Source organism: Homoserinimonas flava, from assembly GCF_054969005.1.
In genome coordinates this window covers 120870-140528 of record NZ_JBUEQS010000002.1, presented here as the reverse complement: position 1 = coordinate 140528, position 19659 = coordinate 120870, and the positions used below count along the sequence as shown (strand labels likewise).

Genomic DNA, 19659 nt, shown 5'->3' with positions numbered 1-19659 from the left:
TGTCACTGCGGCTCCGGACGGACGCAGTCGGTTGTTGCTTACCACCATGTGTAAACCATCTATGAGCCCCACTGCTCGTCGGCCAAAGGAGCACCGTTCAATTCGTCGCGCCGGGCCCTCCAATCAGGAAGGAACTGATCCATCAGCTCAACGAAGCGTTGGTTGTGACCGCGTTCGTGTAGGTGCATGAGTTCGTGGACGATGATGTACTCGAGACTCCGAGGGTTCTTCTTCGCCAGCTCAGGGTTGATCCAGATCGTGCGGGAGCGCGGCATGCAAGTGCCCCACTTCGTTTTCATGCGACGCACGACGATCTTGTCGGCCTGGACTCCGATGATCGCCTGCCACTTGCTCAACAGATCAGGCAGGGCTGCTTTCAGTTCGCGCCGATACCAACGATCGAGGGCCGCCCGCTTGGCGTTACTATCTGAGTCGGGCGGAGTGATCACCCACAGCGTTCGCCCCTTGGCCTCTACATGAAAGTTGCCGGAAGTACGTGACACATCCAGCCGGTATCGCTGACCCCAGACATAGTGGGTTTCGCCGGACTTCATTTCGCGCTCAGGTTGGCGATCCGCTTGAAGGAGCTGCTCTCGCTGCCGTTTGATCCACGGCAGCCGCTGCACGATGGCAAGGCGGATGGTTTCCTCATCGGTGGTATCTGGAGCGGCCACGCGAACTCGTCCAATTGGCGGGTAGACCGAGATGTGCAGGTTCTTAATGTCTTTGAAGACGACATCGATCCCAAGACCAGCGACGGTGAGGTAGGCGTTAGCGGTACTCATCATGCCCCTTTAGCAACGTGACGAGTGCATCCAGCATCTCCGGTTCGAAGCCGTCCGGCAGTTCGCGGCGAAGCGTTCTGGCAAGAGCACGCTCCTTGATCGGGTTGCCGACCCAGCCGTGCTCCTTGTCGTTCTGGATGACCTTGCTCAGGTACTCAATATCGATGATGATGTCGCTCGGCCAGCTGAAATCAACCAATGCCCGACGGGCCGGGGTCGAAGCCCAGTCCGGATAGGTGACGTCAGATTCTTTCTTGCCGACCTGAGCGGTCAAGGTAAGCAAGTCGTTCAGGTAGTCGGCGTACTCCTCAGCGTCCTTGCGACGTCGCTCAATAATGGCGTCTAGGAGGGCAGACATACGGTCGTAGTACTTCGGGTTCAGTGCCCGCTCGTCGACGATGGTCTTGCGAACGTTGTTGATGATCGTCTCAGCCACAGCATCCCGGTTTTTACGGATGCCATCCGGCAAGCTGTCGAGAGCACCGGCCCCACGCTCAACAATCAGCTGGACTAGACCCTGGTCTAGCGTGGCAACCGTTTCGGATGGCTCGGCCAGAATGTAGGTGTCAAGCAGGGAACGCATGCCTGCCTCGAACTGCTTCATGTCGATGTTCTCGCCGGCACCACGCTCAACCTCGTTGCGGACGGCGACGTAGTGGGTTACCTCGTTCTTGATTGCCGCAGCCTCAGCTGTGCTGTAGCCGGCCGATTCCATGTCGTTGGCAAGGGTGCCGTAGGCACGCACCAGCGAAGCGACCGACTTGTACAGCTCGACACGCTTGGGCTCGTTGACCTTGATCTGCTCGGCATCCCCCGGCTCGGACGAGACGAAGTAGTGCTGGTACTCCAACGTGCCATTCGGCGGGGCCACCGGCTCACACAGTGCTCGAACTCGCTCGAGTGCGTCGTCGAGATCCTGACGGTCCTGGTCGGTTCGATCCTTGAGCAGACCCTCGATGTCTTCCTTGGCGTAGCCGTCTAGAGCACCAGAGGTGTAGTCGGAGATCGCCTTGTCGAGCGACTTGAACAGGTCGCGGTAGTCGATTACGTAGCCGTAGGTCTTGTCGTCACCGTCGAGGCGGTTGACTCGGCAGATGGCTTGGAACAGTCCGTGATCCCGCATCGACTTGTCGATGTAGAGGTAGGTCGCACTTGGGGCGTCGAAGCCGGTAAGGAGCTTGTCGACCACGATCAGCAGCCGCATCTGGCCGGGTTCTTCGATGAAGCGACGCTTGACGTCCTTCTCGAACTCCGCGATCCGCGACACGGCTTGGTCTGCCGACTCGTTGAAGTAAACGGCCAGCATTTGGCGATAGATGTCGTACTTGAGCAACTCCTCGTTGTCGCCGTCGCCTGCGTCCTCTTTCGAGATAGCGGACGCGTTCGGGACATAGCTCGACACGATGGCGACCTTGTCCTTGAAGCCGGCCTGTACAAACATCTCGTAGGACTTGCACGCCTGATAGACGCTGTCACTGACCAGCATCGCGTTGCCTCGGCCAGAAATCAGACGAGGCTCACGCTCGAAGTCCATCAGGATGTCCTGCACGATCATGGCGGCACGGGAACGCGCCGACACGACTTTCTGCATCGTGCCCCACTTCTTCTTGAGGCGCGCCTTGCTGAGGTCTGTCAGACCCTTGGTCTTGATGTCGAACCACTTGTCGACGTGGTCGGGGCCGATCAATTCCTGCTCGATGTTGCGGGCAGTGTACCGCAGATCAAGCACCACGCCGTCGCGGACGGCCTCGTCGAACTTATAGGTGTGGATGAACGAGCCGAAGGTCTCGATGCTAGTCATCTTGTCGGCCTTCAATAGCGGTGTACCGGTGAAGCCGATGAACATCGCATTCGGCAGAAGAGCCGTCATCGCCTTATGCAGCTTGCCGCTCTGGGTGCGGTGAGCCTCATCGACGAAGACAAACATGTTGCCCTTGGCCTTGAAGCCTGCCGGGATGCGGGAGTTGAGTTCGGCGATGAACTCGTCGCTGTTGGTCTCGTCCAAGTCGTCGGTCTGCTCTGTCGTGCGGAACTTGTGAATGAGGGAGCTGATCAGCCACGGCTGGCTCTGGTCGAGCTTGCCGATCAGGTCAGTGCCGGAGGTCGTGCGGTAGATAGACTCGTTGACACCGCCAAAGACCTTCTCGATCTGCTCGTCCAGTTCGGTGCGGTCAGTGATGATCAGGACGCGAGCATCGGTCTGGTGCTCGCGAATCCACTTCGCCAGCCACACCATCGTCAGGCTCTTACCCGATCCCTGGGTGTGCCAGATGATGCCGCCCTCCCGTGAACGAACCCGCTCCTGGGCCGCCTTGACGCCGAAGAACTGGTTGTGCCGGGCCGTCTTCTTTACTCCGGAATCGAAAACGATGAAGTCATGTATGAGTTCCAGGAAGCGATCCTTGGAACACATCTGAAGCAAGGAACGATCGAGCGGGTTCGGCTCCTCTCCCGGCTCCTTCCATTCGAGCCAGTACTTCTCCGGCGTATCGATTACGCCGTGCCGCAGACCCTCGACGTCGTTGCCAGCGAAGAGCAACTGCACCGTCGTGAAGAACGGTCGCACGAAGTGCTGCTTCTGGTTACCAATGTTCTGGCGGATGCCCTCACTGACGCTGACCCACGAACGCTTCAACTCGATGACACCCAAAGCAATGCCGTTGACGTAAAGTACGATGTCGGGCCGTTTATGATGCTCGCCCTTGATCGCGACTTCCTCAGCCACCACGAAGTGGTTGGCCTCCGGTGTTGACCAGTCGATCGGCCACACCGTCTCGGTCGTCTCGCCAATGTCACGCTTCACTTTGACGCCGTAACGAAGCAGCTCGTAGAACTTGCGGTTCGAATCGTAGAGTTTCTGCCCGCCCGCAAGCGATGCAGCGGCAAGCAACTGTCCCAGTGCTCGCTTGATCAGTGCCTCGTCGTAGCCGCGAGCCAGGAGGTTCTCGATCAGGAGGCCCTCATCGATGTTGCGATTGTCGCGATCTTCGAGGTTGCCGCCGTACTCGTAACCGAGCCGCTCACGGAACAGGTCCACGACGCGATTCTGGGTCTTGCGTTCGACCTGACCTACCGTGCTCATGCTGCAAAATTCGCAAGCAGGCGAGTGCGACCGGTCAGCAACTCCTGCATCATGCCCTGCTTGATCGCACGAGCAGAATCTAGACGGACTTCGAGGGCGGCAATTTCGTTGTCGGCATCACCAAGCACACGAGAGATTGCCCTCTGCTCTTCGATCGGTGGCATCAGAACCTCGAGGTTCTTGATAATCGTCAGGTTCAGTCCACCTCGGCCACCATCACCTGTCGACTCGCCTCTCAACTCGTCGTACCGGGTATCGAGGTTGTAGTACAGGAAATCAGGATCATGCCCGCCGTCAGGCAGGATGCCTGCGATCGACTGGTTCGTCGATAGCTTGACTAGCGACACCGCAACGGTGCCACGGGTCTTTCCTTGTCCGGCAAGGGCCATGAGCACAGTTCCAACCGGAAAGAGCTGAGCAGCGGAGTATCGGAGTCCGTCGTGAGTGATCCGACCGTCAACTTCAACCACCCGCTTTTTGTGAATCTCGCCAGAACTCATCCATCGAATCGGGCCACCCCAATAGCGAGCTACCAGCGTGGAAGGGGTGCCGCCGGCCTTGACTTGTGCGAAGTCTCCGATTCGTTTGGTAGTCCACTTGGTATCGAATCCAGGGAGCCGATTCGAGGCTGTCAGCAGCTCCTGCATCATGCCGAACTTGACGTCTCGCTTCTTGGCGATGAGACGTTCAAGAGAAGCGATCAAGTCGTCGACAGATCTCAATGCGGCCGAAATTGCTCGCTGCTCTTCGGCTGGTGGCACCGGCAAAGGCAGATCAAGCAGCCTCGTCTTCGGGATATTCTTCATGCTGTTGCTCGTGCCAGTGGCAAGTTCTCGCACCCTGGCAGCAACATCTCCAAAGCCGAGCATGTAGCTAAGCCACCGCATATCAGTGGAAACACTCCGCTTGTTGCGTGCCAGCCATAGGCGGTCTGGCAAATACACTCCGGGCTCATCAGTCTCAACGTATCCGACGGCCCCAACCAAGGCTGGCGTGTTCATGCGGCTGATGATAATGGAGTCACGAACTGGCGGGCACTTCGCCCTGGCGACGTCCGCGGTGACGATCGCTTTTACTTCCCGGAAGTTGACCTTGCCGTCTGCAACGGCTGAGGTCTTTAGGACAGCGGGGCGGGTGAGATCTCCGTCGCGGGACCGGACGCTCACTCCAGCCGCAAACCCGTCGACAAGATCGCCGACCTTCCTTTCGTTCCAAGTCGTCATTTAGTCACCCCCATGGCTGTGAGATTCTCCGAGACTTTGGCACTCAAGACATCAGCCTCGTAGCCGAGCTGACCCACAGTCGCCTCATAGCGTTTTGCCAGCACATGCAAGCGTGCGGTGAAGCGCTGCACCGACGCGACGAGCTCACCCTCGATGCCAGCCTCGACAGTGGCGCCCCACTTGTCATCGATAACTAGCTTTTTGATGTCCCCGGCGGGGAGTTTGCTGTACTGAGCCAGAGCCTTCTCCTCGAGTTTTAGGGTGGCTTCCTTGACCGCCTTCTTGGCAGCATTCTCTGCAGCGAAAAGGCTGGCGACGTAGTTCAGAGTTTGGATCTCGTCCTCGTCCGCACCCTCGGCCTGGGCAGCACTCAGCCGGTTCTTGACCGTGGTCGCGGTTATCTTGTCGTCCTCGACGGCTTCCCACAGCAAGCCCTCTTCGATTGCGTGCTCTTCGGTGTATTCCTCTATCGCCTGGCTCACTGCTTCAAGGTCCACCTTCATTTGGTCGAGCTTGGCCCGCTCATCCGCGAAGAACCGTCTGATTATGTAGCTCGGTGGGATCAGATCCATAACCCATCGTTTGGCTTTGGCCCCGGTGCCGAAGATCAGATGAGCGTCCTCGTACTTGGTCTTGTTGTTCTTGTCTTTCCAGGTGCGGGCAGGTCGAGGCTTGACAGCAATGTCCCAGCCTTCGCCGACGATCAGCGTAACGTCGTCGTGCATCGAGGCGTTCCAGTAGCTCATCAGCTGCTCGTACACGGCGTACTCATTGAGAAGACGGTGTGAGCGGAATCGCTCAAGGAGCGACTCCCCGAGATCGTCTGCTATATCAGTCGGGCGGGTAGAAGCGTCGATGCTCTCCAAAGCGGCACGGTTGCCCTGCCACCATGTTCTCACTAGCTCGGTCGCGCTTGAGCTGATGATCGGGTACTGGTTGAAGCTGAGTACGGTCGCCTCGATTTCGGCCTTGCCGATGGTCAGCTCTGAATAGCCCTCTCGTAGTGGCTTGAATAGTCGGTCGCGAAGGCCAGGGAAAGCGTCCCAGTACAGATGCAAGTCGTCGAGGTCACGGTTCGGGATACCGCCCTGTAGATGGGCACGGAGATCTTGAATGTCTTCCGGCTCAGACGAGTCGATGTATCGAGGGATGTTGAGGTTGCAGTCGTTCTTTGGGTCGGCAATCTCGCTAACCGGCACCATGCGGGAGAACCGTTCAGTGTCCTCCTGACGCAGGTAAGCATCGACGATCTTGTGCATGTCACGCGGGCGCAAGCGGTTCTTCGGGCCGTCCTTCTCTAGACCCTTGGAAGCATCGATCATGAGGATGTCGGTGCGGTTTGCCGCGTCCTTCTTATCGAGCACAAGGATGCAGGCCGGGATTCCGGTTCCATAGAAGAGGTTCGCCGGCAGACCGATAATGGCCTTAATATAGCCCCGCTTGACAAGTTCCTTGCGGATCTGCGACTCGGCGTTGCCGCGGAAGAGCACACCGTGCGGCAAGATGACGGCACCGCGTCCCGTCGATTTGAGCGACTTGACCATGTGTAGCAAAAAGGCGTAATCGCCGTTCTTGTCAGGCGGCGTTGCGAAGCCGTCGAACCGGCCGTACTCCTTCTCAAAGCCGTTCTTCCACGTCTTGACTGAGAACGGCGGATTAGCAACCAGATAGTCGAAGGTCGTGAGCTTGTCACCCTCGCGGAATTTCGGGTCGGCAAGCGTGTTGCCCTGGACAATCTCGTGGGTCTCGTTGCCGTGGAGGATCATGTTCATACGAGCCAGAGCCCAGGTGGCGTTGTCGTTCTCCTGGCCGTAGATGGTCAGGCCGTTCGGTGCGGCATCGGCCACTTTGATAAGCAGCGAGCCCGAGCCGCACGTGGGATCGTAGACTGTCGCAGATTTCGGTGTTCCAGCAGGGATCTGGAGCAACTGGGCGATCACCCGAGAGACCTCTGCAGGCGTGTAGAACTGTCCCTTACTCTTGCCGGACTGCGTCGCGAAGTGACGCATCAAGTACTCGTAGGCGTCCCCCAACAGGTCGTCGCCCTCGGCCCGAGAGCCGGTGAAGTCGATGTCCTGGAAGATGCCAATCAGGTTCGAAACTCGGTCCTGAAGATCCTTGCCAGAGCCAAGCTTGGTCGGGTCGTCGAAGTCAGCGTTGTTAATGACGCCCTGCAGACTGTTGGCTTCGGCCAGCTTGCGGATCGCAATGTTGACCTTCTCGCCGACATCCGGCTTGCCTTTGAGGGTGATGAGGTAGTCGAAGGAGCCATCCTCGGGTACCTGAATCAGGGAGTAGCGGTCAGCCTTTGCCTTGTCCGAAACGTACTTCACGAACAGCAGCGTCAGGACGTAGTCCTTGTACTGGCTGGCGTCCATCGAGCCACGAAGCTCGTCAGCACTGCTCCAGAGAGAGCTGTAAAGGTCTGACTTCTTAAGAGCCACTCGCTATCCCTCCGTCCATGTCGTTGCGCACATCACGCGCGATTGATCGGACGTCGAGTGGGTCATGTCGGGCACGTTCTCCTTCACCGGAAGTGGTTCGGTTGGTTTTCCACAACGGTCTCCCTCAGGCTATCGGCAGCCTGCGACGGACGCTTCTCCCTCTTCGGGTGGCGCTTTCCCTCTACGCGACGGGCAGAGGCGGGTCCGTCTCGACGTCTCCTTGAACTCGTGCCGACTCACGACCTGCAACAATATGGTTCAGACGTCGATCGGGGGATCACATGGCGGCCGGGGGTTCTGCAGCACAGCAGGCACAGCGCTTGAGCGCGCTCAGCGCCAGCTTTGAGCGCGAGGCGGCCAACGCCAGAGCCGAGGCCGGCCGCTATGCCGCCGCTGCGATCGCCGAGCGCAAGCTCGCCCATCGGCTCGCGCCGCTTCTCGCCCACGGCTATCACCTGCTCGCCGACCGCAAGTGGCCCGGTTCGCGCAGCGCCCAGCTCGACCTCATCGTCGTCGGCCCGTCGGGCGTGTGGATTGTCGACTCCAAACACTGGAACGACTTCTCTATCGCCGGCGGCAGCATCTTCCGCGGGCAGGCGGATGTCACGGACGAGGTCCTGCGCCTCGCCGACGTCGCCTACGACGCCGAAGCCGCCTTCGCCGATGTGGGCCTCGCGCCCGGTGAAGTCCGATCAGTGCTCGCCATGCAGGGACGCAGCAAGAGCATCGGCGAAGTCGGGCCCGTCGAGGTGGTCGGCGCCGACGACATCCACCGACACTTCGCGAAGCGCGGCACTCGGCTCAGCATCGGTGAGGTCGAGCGGGTGCTCACGGTCGCGCTGCAGTACTTCCCCGCCTACGTCGGCCCGCAGATCGAGTCGATCCCGACGATCATTGCCGAGCCAGCCATCACAGAACTCGTCGACGAGATCCCTGAGGAGCTCTTCAACCAGGAGACGTACAACCCCGGCCTCCTCACGGAGGCCGAGGTACTCGAAGCGCTCACCCTCGCCGAACTTGCGGCACCAGTCGAGCAGTGGATGACGTTCCTCCACCCCAGCCAGGCGAAACTCGTGCGGCGCACATTCAACGGGCCGGCGCGAATCCGTGGTTCCGCCGGCACCGGCAAGACCGTCGTCGGCCTGCACCGCGCCGCCTACCTCGCCCGCATGCAGCCCAAGGGCAAGGTGCTGTTCACGACTTTCGTCAGCACCCTCCCCGCCGTCATGTCGAACCTGCTCAAACGCCTCGACCCGAGCGTCGCCGAGCGGGTCGAGTTCGTCAACGTGCACAAGTGGGCGCTGAATCTACTCAAGGACCGCGGCATCCGCTGCACCCTGGACGGCCGCGGCGCCACGAAGCAATGGAACGCTGCTTGGCAGACCCTTCCCGTCGAGCACAAGGACCGCCTCGTCGCCCGCGCTGGCACCCGCGACGACGACTACTGGCGCGAAGAGGTCGACTCGGTGCTCAAGGGCCGCGGCCTCGGTACGTTCGAGGCCTACGCCGAATGTGCCCGCCCCGGCCGCAGCATCCGCCTCAACATGGATGACCGTCGCGCCGTCTGGGCGCTGCACCGCGCCTACGAAGACGGGCTGCGCAAGGCCGGCATCCACGACTTCAACGATGTGGTGCTGCTCGCGGAACAGTCCCTGCAACTCCAGCCCCTCGAGGGCTACAGCGCCGTCATCGTGGACGAGGCGCAAGACCTTTCGCTCGCCATGATCCGGATGCTGCACCACCTCGTCGGCGACGGCACCGACGCGTTCACCCTCATCGGCGACGGCCAGCAGAGCATCTACCCGGGCGGTTACGTGCTCAGCGAGGCGGGCATCTCGCTTGCCGGCCGCGGCGTCGTGCTCAACGTCAACTACCGCAACACGGTCGAGATCCTCGAGTTCGCCAACAAGACCATCGCCGCCACCGGCTACGTCGACATCGACGACAGCACCGGAACAGCGGATGCCACAGCCGACGACACCTCGTCGCTCGAAGCCCTGCGCCGCCACGGGCATCCGCCGGTCTTCGACCACTTCCCCACGCCTGCCGAACACGACGCCGCCATCGTGCGGCGGGTGCGCCAGGCGGCCGCCAACGACGACACGTCCCTGGGCGACATCGCGGTGCTGTGCGACACGAACTACCAGGCCGGTCGAGTGATGAAGATGCTCGGCGCGGCTGGCCTGGAGTCAATCAACCTGCACGACTACGACGGCAACCCGGTGGACCGCGTCAAGGTGGGCACCATCAAACGCGCGAAGGGCCTCGAGTTCAAGGCGGTGCTGCTGCCGTGGACACCCCCGCTGCCCGACACCCCCGACCCCAACGATGAGCGGATGCTGCGGGCCTACCGTGAGCGGTACGTCGCCGCCACCCGCGCCCGTGACCGCCTGTGGATCGGGAGTTGCTGAGGGGCGCTGCCGGGCACCATGCCGCCTACGCTGGCGTGATGAGCGAAACATCCGCAGTCACCGTCGTATCCGACCTGCTCGCGAACGCCCCCATCGAACCGGGCAAGCTGGGGCATCACACTGTGCTGAAGTCCGAGAATGTGCGGGTGGTCGTGCTCGCGTTTGAGGCGGGGTACGTGTTGAAGGATCACGCTGCGCCGAAGACGCTCATTATGCAGGCGCTCGACGGGATGCTGCGGGTGACGAGTGAAGGCACGACGCACACGCTCGTTCCGGGCACAATCGTGCGCTTCGACAGCGGGGTGCGACACGAGGTCGAGGCGGTCGCCGACTCGCGGCTGATGCTGACGCTCATCGGCTGACCGACGCCCTGAGATCTGGGTTGTGCACCTTCCCGCGGCGCGGCAGGGTGCACGAGTCGGACCTCGCCGCCGGGCGCGGGGCAAGGCCCGGCCGCTCCTGTGGAAAGTTCCGGTCGACCCCCTCGGCACCGCAATACGCTGACCGGATGCTGCGCCCCACCGCCCTCGCACCGCTCGCCGTGCTGGCGCTCCTCCTCGGCGGGTGCACAGCCTCCCCGGCCGAGCGGACCTCACCCTCCCCCGCCGCGTCGTCGGCGCCCTTCGACTCCGAAGAGGAGGCGCTCGCTGCAGCCGACGCTCTCATCAAGGAGTACTGGGCCGCGACCAACGAGGTGTTCCAGTCCGGGGGCGACGGAGTCGAGATCTTTGAATCTCTCGTCACCGACGAGCAGTTGGAAGTCGAGATCGAGCTGGCAGACGCGTTCCAGCGGCAAGAGCTGACCCAGATAGGCGACTACTCCGTCGTCTCGACTTCCTTCCAGCAGATGTACACATCGACTGACGGCGTCCATCTCATCGTGACAAGTTGCATCGACCATTCGGTAGTTCAGATCGTTGATCCGTCCGGTGCAACATATGTCGATCAAGCCACGGCGGCACGAATACCTCATCAGGTATCTCTCACACGCAGTCTCGACACCGAGGCGACCCTGCTTCTGGACAAGACGGAGCCATGGGTCGACCAGGTCTGTTAGTGCGTAGCGCCGTCAAGACGGTTCTCTGGGCAGGGGTCCTTTCAGCGACGCTGCACGGCGCTGCTATGCCGTCGCCCACCCCAACACCTCCTCCCCCGCCGCCGCCCGCACCATCCGAATCTCCCGCGGCTCGAGTGCTTGTAAACAGTTCGCTCGAAGGCGGGGTGCTGCAGCTCGAGGCGACGGAGACTCGGCAGGGCGGCGTGTCGCCACCGGGCACCGGGACACCGATTCAGACCCTCGCACCAGAACCAGTGGCTTGGCTCCCCCACGACCCGTGCCCCGGCAACGTCTGGGTCGACGGCGCGTGCTGGGTCGTTCCAGACGGGGAGCGTGACCCGGCTGCGCCGGTCACGATCTCCGACTTCGTCTCGTTCGCACCCGCGCCTGCCGCTCCCGCTGCCGAGCCCGGCGCGGTTGCCCTCCGCAATCTGCACACCAACTTCATCGCTGCCGCCACCACCCACACCCGCACCGGGCAACTTCTCGGTCAACCAGCATCCGCCGAGTTCACACCGGTCGCCTACGAGTGGCACTACGGCGACGGCACCTCCCGCATGGTCACCACCCCCGGTGCAACCTGGGCTGAACTCGGCCTCAGCGAGTTTGACCCCACGCCGAGCAGCCACCGCTACAGCGAGAAGGGCACCTACTCGGTGACGCTCGTCACCCACTACGTGGTGCGTGCCGCCTACGCCTCGGACGGGCAGTGGTGGAGCGTCCCGGGCACGCTCGCCGTCGCATCCGCCCCCCTATCGCTGCAGGTCGTCACGATCAACACGGTGCTCGTCGACAAAGACTGCACGCAAGACCCCACCGGCCCCGGATGCTGAGCCGCGGGTGCTGAAGCGCAGAGCTGCAACGCCCCCCTGAACAACGCGGGACCGGCACCGTGCCACACTCACAAGATGGACTTCGACTGGCAGACCCTCTTCACCCGCGCCGCGCCCATCGACCTCTCCCCCTGGGTGATGCTCGCGATCGTGGCGGCCGCCGCCCTCATCAGCATCCCGCGCGCGACCTGGAACATTTTCGGCCTCTTCACCACCCTCGTGCACGAGCTTGGGCACGCGATCGCGGCGATCCTCACCGGGCGGGTGGTGCGCGGCATCCGCATTCGCCGCAACCACTCCGGCGAAGCGCTCAGCATCGGTTCGGGCCGCGCCATCGTCAGCGGCCTCATGGGCTACCCGGCACCGGCAATCGTCGGCGCCGGCCAGCTGTGGGCCGTGTTCGCCGGCTACCCGTCGATCGCCCTCTTCGCGGGCGGGGTCGTGCTGGTGTTGACGCTGCTCGTCATCCGGAACCTCTTCGGCGTCCTCGTCGTGCTCGCCTCCATCGCGGTCAGCGCCGCCCTGTGGTTCACCGCCCCCGCCGACGTGCAGGCCTACGCGCTGCTCGTCCTCGGCATCGCCCTCCTCGTCGGTTCGGTGCGCGGCCTCGGCGCCGTCATCGCCGTGCACACGCGCCGCCGCGACCAGCTCGCCACCTCCGACGCCTACCTGCTCTTCAAGCACACGGGCGTGCCGTCGCCCGTCTGGCTGCTGCTCTTCGCGGTCGTGATCGCCGGATGCTGGGCGCTCGCCATCTGGGCATACCTCTGGTACCTCGGCTGAGGCAGAGGGTGCGGGCGCAGCCGCGGCAGCTCTAGCCGGGCTGCAGGGGCGCCGCACCGCGCACCGGACCCCCAGTTCGGCCGGGAGTTGAAGGAATGTCAGTGGCATCCGGAATACTGGCTAATGCAGTGAGCTAAGGGGAACCGCTCCTGCACGCTGCCTTCACGAGAGGGCGAACTTCCCTGCCATGCGCCGTAGGCGCGTGAGCATCCGCACCACATCACAAGGAGAACTATGTCCGATTCACAGCTCACCGAGCCGGCGCCGACGCCGGCAGCAGCTCCCGCACCACCCGCAACGCCCAAGGCGAAGAACGGCCTTGGCCTCGCCGGGCTCATCGTCGGTATCGTCGCCCTGGTCGGCTCCATCATCCCCTTCTTGAACTACGTGACGGGGTTCATCGCGGTGGTCGGGCTCGTCCTCGCCATCATCGGCCTCACCCGCAAGGCGAAGCCGAAGGGTCAGGCACTCGCCGGCACGATCGTCTCGGGCGTCGCCCTCATCCTGTCAATCGTGCTCGCCGTGGCCTACACGGCAGGGTTCATCTCGGCCGTCGACGACGCGCTGCCACAGACCTCCGTGCAGGAGTCGGCCACAGACCAAGCCGCCGCGGAGGGTGATGAGGCACCCGCGGAGAGTGACATCGGTACACGCGAAAACCCGGCACCCGTCGGCACGGTCATCGAAATGTCGTCGAACGGCGCCCCCACCTATGAGATCACGCTCGGCACCACGGTGCTGGATGCGAATGCTGCTGTTGCCGAGGCGAACATGTTCAACGATGCGGCACCAGCAGGCCACCAGTACATCATGGTGCCGGTCTCGTTCACCTACGCGGGCACAGAAACCGGAACTCCCTGGCTCGACCTTTCGATCGAGTTTGTCACGGCAGCGGGGACAACCCACACGGAGAGCGACACCCTGGTCGTCGCGCCGGCCCCGACCATGATGGACAACAACGACCTGTACCCGGGCGCCAGCGGCACAGCCAACGTCGTCATCGCGGTGCCGTCAGACAGCATCGAGACCGGCGCCTGGACGGTCTCCGACCTGTGGGGCGGCAACCCGTTCTTCGTCGCCGTCCAGTAGGCACACCGCGCTGAACGTGGGGGTGGCGACAGTGTCGCCACCCCCATTTGTCAGCGCGCGAGCACGCCCGCCCGCGCGAACCGTCGCCGCACCGCCAGCAGCCCCAAGCCCAGCCCGAGCAGGCTGAGGCCCGCGACGCCGAGACCCGAAGCATCCGTTGCGCCGGTCGCCTGCAGGGCGCCGATGCGGATGTCGGTCCACCCGATCACCGAACCGTCGGCCGCGAGCACCACCAGTCGGTGTGCGCCCGCCGGCGTGCCTGCCGGGATGACCACCGACACGGTGCCCGCCGCACTCACGGTGCGCGTGCCCAAAAACGTCGGCGTCGAGTGCAGCCACACATCGACCGACTGGCCCGCATACAGCACACCCACCGTGACCGTCACGGTCTGGCCAGGCATCGCGGATGCTGGGGCCGACACACCACCGCGGGTCGCGTCGGTCAGCTGGTCATCGGATGCCGCGGGGTTGCGCGGTTCACCGGCCGCAGGCGGCGTCGTGCCATCGCCCGAGCCGCCGTCACCACCGGAGCCACCATCACCGTCGCCACCGCCATCGCCGCCACCGTCACCGTCACCCGGCGCAGCACCACAGTCGAGCGTCCCAGCGCGCAGCGAGTGCCCGTCGGTGTCGGCGTCGTCGGCCCAGTACGCCGCGCGCTCCCCGTCGAGACAGGTCGCCGCAAACGCGAAGCCTTCGTTCGCGATGTTTTCCATGCCGGTCGGGCGCTCATACACCGTCTCGACCGCGAACGCACCGTCGACCACGTCGAGCACGGCGATCCGGCCCTCACACACCTCATCGCAGACGGCCCACAGCGAGCCGGATGCCGTGTCATACGCCAGCTCCATGACCCCGGCGAATCCGCTCGAGAATGATGCAACCCGATCGAACGTGCCGTCATCGGCGAGCGCATACGCGTAGATGAGCCCGTTCTGCTCCACCCCGACGAAGAAGAGTCCATCTCCGTGGCCCGGGTAGTCGGTGGGCACATAGGCCAGGCCCGTGGACTGGTCGATGAAGCCGGCCTCGGTGAGCGCAGCATCCGGAATCCACGCGATGCCCTCAAGCCCGCCGTTGCCGCCGAGCACGGGAAGATCGGATGCGAGATTCCACTCGGTTGTCGCCGACAGGGTCGCCCCCGGCGCCGCAAGCGCACCATCGACGTCGTAGCGCAGGATCGACGGTCGGCTCACCCCGCTCGCATCGTTGTTTCGCTCGGTCGCGACGTAGACCCCGCCCGATGAACCGGCCGAGGTCACCGTCACACCTTCAGCATCTGGCGTGCCCGTCCCGTCGGCATAGGCCAGGGTGCGCATGCCGGCGTCGGCCCAGACCGAACCGTCCCACGCGAGCTCATAGAGCAGCCCGTCGCCGTTCTGCACCGCCCACAGTGCACCGGACTCTGTGCCGTCTGCCTCGTGCACGAGCCCACTGAGGTCACCCTCGAACGTGTCGGCGCTGTCGACCACCGACACTGCCGAGCCGCCAGGCCACGGTTCCGTGACGGTGGGGTCGGTGGGTTCGTCGATGGGGCCGTCGCACGCATTGGGAGCCGCCTTCGTGCCGCCGCCGGTGAGGATGAACTCGCCCGTGCCATCCGGGCAGCGGCCGAACGTGGTCGTCGCGTGCGAGGTCCACGAGTACTCGTCGATCACCGTGAAGCCATCCGCCGCATACACGCGCGCCGAATCTGCAGCACCAAGCCCGAAGCCGAGCAGCGACTCCTCGATCACGTAGTATCCGCCAGCGGGGATGATCGTGCCAGCCGGAATGCGGGTAGTGCGGGTGTCGTCGTTGTCTTTTACGAGCCAATCGCTCGCATCGACGGGCTCTGCGCCGGTGTTGATGAGCTCAATCCAGTCACCGGGAACCCCACCGTTCGATTCAACCTCATTGATGCGCACTGGGGATGCTGCGGCCGGCGCGAACGCATTCGCGGCGCCCTTCGTTGGCTCCGAGGTTGCCTCGAACGGGCCGATGCCGTCGGGGTTGCGGCCGTAGGTCGTCGCCGCGTGCGCCGTCCAGCTATAGGAGTCGATCAGGGTCGCGTCCTCGAACACCCGCACCGAGTCGGCACCGCCGAGCCCGAAACCAAACGTGCTCTCGTCGAGCACCAAGAACCCGCCAACCGGGATGGTGGTGCCCTCAGGAACCACGTAGGTGTGCGTGTCGTCGCTGTCGCTCACGATCAGCCCCGAAACATCCGCCTCGCCGAGGCCGATGTTGGTGAGCTCGATCCAGTCGCCGGGGGTGCCGCCGCTCGACTCGACCTCATTGATGCGCACGGCATCGGATGCCCGCACCTCACAGTCGTTCGCAGCCGCCTTCGTCGCGGCGTTCGTTTCGCGGAGCTCACCGACACCGTCGGCGCACCGCCCGTAGGTCGTGGCCGCATGGCCGTCCCACGCGAACGAGTCGACCAGGGTGGTGCCGTCCGCCGTGAAGAGGCGCGCGATGTCGGCCCTGCCCAGGCCGAAGCCCGCATTCTCCGCCGTCTCGGTGTCGACATCGACCGCGAGGTACCCGCCGGCCGGAATGATGGTGTCGGCCGGCAGCACGTACTGCCGCGTGTCGTTGTCGTCGCGAATCATCCAGCCCGACACATCCGCCGCCTCGGTGCCAGTGTTCGCCAGTTCGACCCAGTCACCCGGCGTGCCACCGTCAGACTCAACCTCATTGATCACCACCGGCGAGAGCGGCGCCGCCACAGCGAGGCTCGCCTGCGGGGCGACAACGAACAGTGGCACGAGCAGCAGAGCGGATGCGACGGCGGCAATGCCGGCGCGACGCTGAAATTTGGGCATGGCAGGCCTTTCGGTTCGGATGCTGCCGAGCATGGCGACGCCGACCGAAGCGGGGGTGAACCGCGGGTGAACGGCGCAGGAGCCTTTGTGGCTGCGCCGGGGTGAGCGCTGTCTAGAAAGCCGGTTCGGCTCGGGACGACGCGTCCCACCGCCGCGACACCCACAGCACCCCCACCGCGACCGCGCAAATCACCAGCGCGATGAGCACGGTATAGAACGCGACAGACAGGTATCCGTTCTCCGACAGGTTCGGGTTCAAGAAGGGGTATGGATACCAGAACGACGCGCCAGTCCCCTCATCGAACAGCAACGGCCCACGCACGAGCGTGTACACAACCCACACGATCGGATAGATCACGATGAGCCCCGCTTTGCGCACCGGCAGCGGACGCCGACCGGGCGCGAACAGCCAGTCGAGCAGCAGATACACGGGCGCCACCAGGTGCAGCACCTCGTTCGACCACGCGAGGGTCGAGCCCTGCGGCAATTCGATGCCGCGCAGCAGCAGGTTGTAGACGACGCCGGTCGTCACCATGTAGGTGGTTGCGGCCGCGCGAAGGGTCGCGAACCACGGGGCATCCGTCACCCCGCGCCGCAGCAGCGTGACCGCACCGATCGCCAGCACGACCGCCGCGAACACGTTCGACTGGATGGTGAAGAAACTCAAAAAGTTCACGACATCACCGGGGATGTTCTCATCGCCGCGGGCAGTCCAGAAGTCGAGACTCGTGAGCAGCTGGCCGATCACCGCCGCGACAATCGCCAACGCCATCACCGCACGCAACACCGCGAACAGAGGTCGCATCGTTCTCCCACCCTCGTAGGAGTCGATCACACCATGATTCGTTCGCTGAGCGCCACTCATTCGGCGAGCGCCACGAGTTTGCGCACTGTCGTCAGGTTGCGCGACGTGCCGGCGACCCCGAGCAGCCGGCCCACCTTCGTCATTCCCGGGTTCGCCTGGCCTGCCCCATTCGCGTACCGCACAAACAATTCGCGTCCCCGCACCGACCACACATCGTCGCCGGTCGGCACCTCCCGGGCGGCCGTGACGGCTTCTGGTGTCGGCTCCCCGACGAGGAACACGATGTGCGCGAACTTTGGCTCCTCGTCGCCGAACGGGTATGCCTCGAGCGCCTCCACGAGGTCAGACCGGTCGCGCGAGATCACCTCGCGAAAGAACCCGAAGCGCTCCTCCACAGCCTGCTCCAGCGCACGATCAAACCTGTCGGCGTCACTCGGCGGCGTGCACACCAGGTTGCCCGATTGGATGTAGGTCGCGACATCCGTCGCCCCCAGCTCCTCGGCGATGGCCCGCCACTCCGCCATCGGCAGGCGTGCCGTGCCGCCCACGTTCACCGCCCGCACCATGCACACCCGTCGCGTCATGCGCCCAGCATGGCACCGCGCTGCATCTTCCCGCCGCAGCGCGCGCATCGCACAATAGAAGAATGGATGCCCCACCCTCCCCCACAGGCGACCGCCGCATCCGCGCCGTGGTGCACGGTGGGGTGCAGGGGGTCGGGTTCCGCTGGGCAACCGCCGGGCACGGCACCGAGATTGGTGCGAGCGGCTGGGTGAAAAATCAGAGCGACGGCACCGTGCTCACCGAAGTGCAGGGCACGCCGGCGCAGGTCGCCGCGATGCTCGAGTTTCTGCACCGGGGCTCACAGTTTGCGCGGGTCGACCGCGTCGAACATGAGGACATCCCGCCGATCGACGGGACCGGCTTCACAATCCGCTGAGGCCTCCGGGGAGGCGCGCCGTCGCGCGCTGTCCGCGCGCATCATGCCCTGGCGATCTCCCTCGAGCGATGACCCCGTGAGAGGTCACTTTTCGCGCTTCCGGCGCGCTCTTGGCGCAACATTTGACCTCTCACGGATGCTTCGACCCACGCCCGGCACACGCCCGGCCCAACCCCAACCCGCGCCCAACTCGCGAGCGCAGCATCCGCCCACATCACTCGCGCAAGGCACCCTGCGCGCGTTCGCTCCGCTCGCCGAGCGCGCGCTGCAGCCGGCCGAGCGCCCAATCGAGCCCGAAAAAGATGAAGCCGATCGCGAGGAAGGCGATGAAGAGACCGCCGATGTTGAGCAGCACGGCGTTCCAGCCGAATTCGTCGATGTCGAGGAAGAAGTAGGGGTAGCGGCTGTTGACGCTGCTGAGCAGGGGGCCAACCTCGGCGCGGATGAGCGCGAACACCGCATAGGCGGCCGGCACCACAAGCCAGACGAACGCGAACCACCAGCGGAATCGACCTTTGCGCGCGAACAGCACCCAGTCGGCGAGCACCAGCAGCGGCACGACCGTGTGCACGAGGGTGTCGGCGAGGTCGCCGCCCTCATAGGTGCCGAGGGCGACGTCGCGCGGCACCAGCACGAAGTTGTAGACGATGCCGGTGATAGAGATTGCAACGAGGACAAGCCCGGCGAGCACGGGTGGGAGCACCGGTGTGACGGGATGCGGGCGAACGACCTGCGCGACGGTGCGTGCGGTCAGCACGGCGAACACGCCGAACACGAGCGCGTTGCTGAGGATCGTGAAGTAGTTGAAGGTTTCGAGGCTGAGGGCGCCGTCGGAGAGACCAGTGTTGAGGAAGAGACCGTAGCCACTCGCCCCGAGCAGCACGAGGCGGACGGCAACAGCGACGAATGGCATGGGTAGGAGCCTAAAGGTTGGGGGCGGGTGGGTTTCGATACGGCGCTGGCGCGCCTACTCAACCGGCGAGCGACGGGCGGGTTTCGATCCGGCGCTGGCGCGCCTACTCAACCGGCGGATGGGTCGACGCGGCGGACATGGCGAAGGCGGCAACGCCGTAGCGCCGCCGCCCTGCGTCGACAGGGGCCGAACTAGTTCTTGAACGCGTCCTTCACGTTCTCGCCGGCCTTCTTGAGGTTGGCTCCGGCCTGGTCGGCTTTGCCTTCCGCCTCGAGGTTCTCGTTGTCGGTGGCCTTGCCGGCCGCCTCTTTCGCCTTGCCGCCGAGGTCCTGCGTCGTGTTCTCAAACTTTTCAGATGCACCCATGGGGGTCACCGCCCTTTCTCGATTGACGTTCAGGTGCTTGCGACGGTAGTCCCGCTTCGCAGAAGGTGCGCTGACTCCCACATGACTCTCAGGTCGATACGGATGCTGCGCGCCATGGTAGA

Annotated in this window: 16 protein-coding genes; 7 read left to right on the top strand and 9 right to left on the bottom strand. The window is 63.9% G+C overall.

Annotated elements, in window-relative coordinates; all coding sequences use genetic code 11:
- Positions 1-59: 59 nt before the first annotated feature.
- The 4 genes from ACY48M_RS06175 to ACY48M_RS06160 are packed head-to-tail and all read right to left on the bottom strand — an operon-like array spanning position 60 to position 7534.
- Positions 60-785 carry a M48 family metallopeptidase gene (locus ACY48M_RS06175; protein WP_462819399.1) on the bottom strand — a complete coding sequence of 242 codons (726 nt, stop codon included), beginning with the start codon at positions 783-785 and terminating at the stop codon, positions 60-62.
- Positions 772-3867: a type I restriction endonuclease subunit R gene (locus ACY48M_RS06170; protein WP_462819398.1), complete on the bottom strand. Its 3096-nt coding sequence runs from the start codon at positions 3865-3867 to the stop codon at positions 772-774. Before ACY48M_RS06170 ends, ACY48M_RS06175 begins: the two co-directional genes overlap by 14 nt.
- Positions 3864-5090 (bottom strand): restriction endonuclease subunit S, encoded by a 1227-nt coding sequence (locus ACY48M_RS06165; protein WP_462819397.1) that lies wholly within the window; start codon positions 5088-5090, stop codon positions 3864-3866. The genes ACY48M_RS06170 and ACY48M_RS06165 overlap by 4 nt, the downstream gene beginning before the upstream one ends.
- A complete protein-coding gene (locus ACY48M_RS06160) occupies positions 5087-7534 on the bottom strand; it encodes a type I restriction-modification system subunit M (protein WP_462819396.1) in 2448 nt (815 codons plus the stop codon). The genes ACY48M_RS06165 and ACY48M_RS06160 overlap by 4 nt, the downstream gene beginning before the upstream one ends.
- A gap of 320 nt (positions 7535-7854) precedes the next feature.
- Here ACY48M_RS06160 and ACY48M_RS06155 point away from each other — a divergent pair, with 320 nt between their 5' ends.
- The 6 genes from ACY48M_RS06155 to ACY48M_RS06130 all read left to right on the top strand — a co-directional run bounded on the left by ACY48M_RS06155 (position 7855) and on the right by ACY48M_RS06130 (position 13707).
- Positions 7855-9945: a nuclease-related domain-containing DEAD/DEAH box helicase gene (locus ACY48M_RS06155; protein WP_462819395.1), complete on the top strand. Its 2091-nt coding sequence runs from the start codon at positions 7855-7857 to the stop codon at positions 9943-9945.
- 38 nt (positions 9946-9983) lie between these two features.
- Complete coding sequence (locus ACY48M_RS06150; protein ID WP_462819394.1) at positions 9984-10307, top strand: cupin domain-containing protein; 324 nt, start codon at positions 9984-9986, stop codon at positions 10305-10307.
- Between the two features lie 146 nt (positions 10308-10453).
- On the top strand, positions 10454-11002 hold the full coding sequence (locus ACY48M_RS06145) for a hypothetical protein (protein WP_462819393.1): 549 nt from the start codon (positions 10454-10456) through the stop codon (positions 11000-11002).
- Between the two features lie 134 nt (positions 11003-11136).
- A complete protein-coding gene (locus tag ACY48M_RS06140; protein ID WP_462819392.1) occupies positions 11137-11835 on the top strand; it encodes a PKD domain-containing protein in 699 nt (232 codons plus the stop codon).
- Positions 11836-11910: 75 nt separating this feature from the next.
- Positions 11911-12618, top strand: coding sequence for a M50 family metallopeptidase (locus ACY48M_RS06135; RefSeq protein ID WP_462819391.1), 708 nt, complete (start codon positions 11911-11913; stop codon positions 12616-12618).
- Between the two features lie 234 nt (positions 12619-12852).
- A complete protein-coding gene (locus tag ACY48M_RS06130) occupies positions 12853-13707 on the top strand; it encodes a DUF4190 domain-containing protein (RefSeq protein WP_462819390.1) in 855 nt (284 codons plus the stop codon).
- 50 nt (positions 13708-13757) lie between these two features.
- Here ACY48M_RS06130 and ACY48M_RS06125 read toward each other — a convergent pair whose 3' ends face one another.
- The 3 genes from ACY48M_RS06125 to ACY48M_RS06115 all read right to left on the bottom strand — a co-directional run bounded on the left by ACY48M_RS06125 (position 13758) and on the right by ACY48M_RS06115 (position 17903).
- Complete coding sequence (locus ACY48M_RS06125; RefSeq protein ID WP_462819389.1) at positions 13758-16514, bottom strand: lamin tail domain-containing protein; 2757 nt, start codon at positions 16512-16514, stop codon at positions 13758-13760.
- Between the two features lie 112 nt (positions 16515-16626).
- Positions 16627-17319: a Pr6Pr family membrane protein gene (locus ACY48M_RS06120; protein WP_462819388.1), complete on the bottom strand. Its 693-nt coding sequence runs from the start codon at positions 17317-17319 to the stop codon at positions 16627-16629.
- Between the two features lie 56 nt (positions 17320-17375).
- On the bottom strand, positions 17376-17903 hold the full coding sequence (locus tag ACY48M_RS06115; RefSeq protein ID WP_462819387.1) for a DUF1697 domain-containing protein: 528 nt from the start codon (positions 17901-17903) through the stop codon (positions 17376-17378).
- A 62-nt stretch (positions 17904-17965) separates the two neighbouring features.
- On the opposite strand from ACY48M_RS06115, the gene ACY48M_RS06110 reads away from it, so the two are divergent.
- Complete coding sequence (locus ACY48M_RS06110) at positions 17966-18259, top strand: acylphosphatase (RefSeq protein WP_462819386.1); 294 nt, start codon at positions 17966-17968, stop codon at positions 18257-18259.
- Between the two features lie 214 nt (positions 18260-18473).
- Here the strand turns inward: ACY48M_RS06110 and ACY48M_RS06105 are convergent, their stop codons facing one another.
- Positions 18474-19172: a Pr6Pr family membrane protein gene (locus tag ACY48M_RS06105; protein ID WP_462819385.1), complete on the bottom strand. Its 699-nt coding sequence runs from the start codon at positions 19170-19172 to the stop codon at positions 18474-18476.
- Between the two features lie 191 nt (positions 19173-19363).
- Complete coding sequence (locus tag ACY48M_RS06100) at positions 19364-19537, bottom strand: CsbD family protein (RefSeq protein ID WP_462819384.1); 174 nt, start codon at positions 19535-19537, stop codon at positions 19364-19366.
- Positions 19538-19659: the final 122 nt, after the last annotated feature.

Excerpts from the sequence above, each read along its gene's own strand:
- ACY48M_RS06175 (WP_462819399.1), bottom strand. The coding sequence starts at position 785 with ATGAGTACCGCTAACGCCTACCTCACCGTCGCTGGTCTTGGGATCGAT.
- ACY48M_RS06170 (WP_462819398.1), bottom strand. The coding sequence starts at position 3,867 with ATGAGCACGGTAGGTCAGGTCGAACGCAAGACCCAGAATCGCGTCGTG.
- ACY48M_RS06165 (WP_462819397.1), bottom strand. The coding sequence starts at position 5,090 with ATGACGACTTGGAACGAAAGGAAGGTCGGCGATCTTGTCGACGGGTTT.
- ACY48M_RS06150 (WP_462819394.1), top strand. The coding sequence starts at position 9,984 with ATGAGCGAAACATCCGCAGTCACCGTCGTATCCGACCTGCTCGCGAAC.
- ACY48M_RS06145 (WP_462819393.1), top strand. The coding sequence starts at position 10,454 with ATGCTGCGCCCCACCGCCCTCGCACCGCTCGCCGTGCTGGCGCTCCTC.
- ACY48M_RS06135 (WP_462819391.1), top strand. The coding sequence starts at position 11,911 with ATGGACTTCGACTGGCAGACCCTCTTCACCCGCGCCGCGCCCATCGAC.
- ACY48M_RS06130 (WP_462819390.1), top strand. The coding sequence starts at position 12,853 with ATGTCCGATTCACAGCTCACCGAGCCGGCGCCGACGCCGGCAGCAGCT.
- ACY48M_RS06125 (WP_462819389.1), bottom strand. The coding sequence starts at position 16,514 with ATGCCCAAATTTCAGCGTCGCGCCGGCATTGCCGCCGTCGCATCCGCT.
- ACY48M_RS06120 (WP_462819388.1), bottom strand. The coding sequence starts at position 17,319 with ATGCGACCTCTGTTCGCGGTGTTGCGTGCGGTGATGGCGTTGGCGATT.
- ACY48M_RS06115 (WP_462819387.1), bottom strand. The coding sequence starts at position 17,903 with ATGACGCGACGGGTGTGCATGGTGCGGGCGGTGAACGTGGGCGGCACG.
- ACY48M_RS06110 (WP_462819386.1), top strand. The coding sequence starts at position 17,966 with ATGGATGCCCCACCCTCCCCCACAGGCGACCGCCGCATCCGCGCCGTG.
- ACY48M_RS06105 (WP_462819385.1), bottom strand. The coding sequence starts at position 19,172 with ATGCCATTCGTCGCTGTTGCCGTCCGCCTCGTGCTGCTCGGGGCGAGT.
- ACY48M_RS06100 (WP_462819384.1), bottom strand. The coding sequence starts at position 19,537 with ATGGGTGCATCTGAAAAGTTTGAGAACACGACGCAGGACCTCGGCGGC.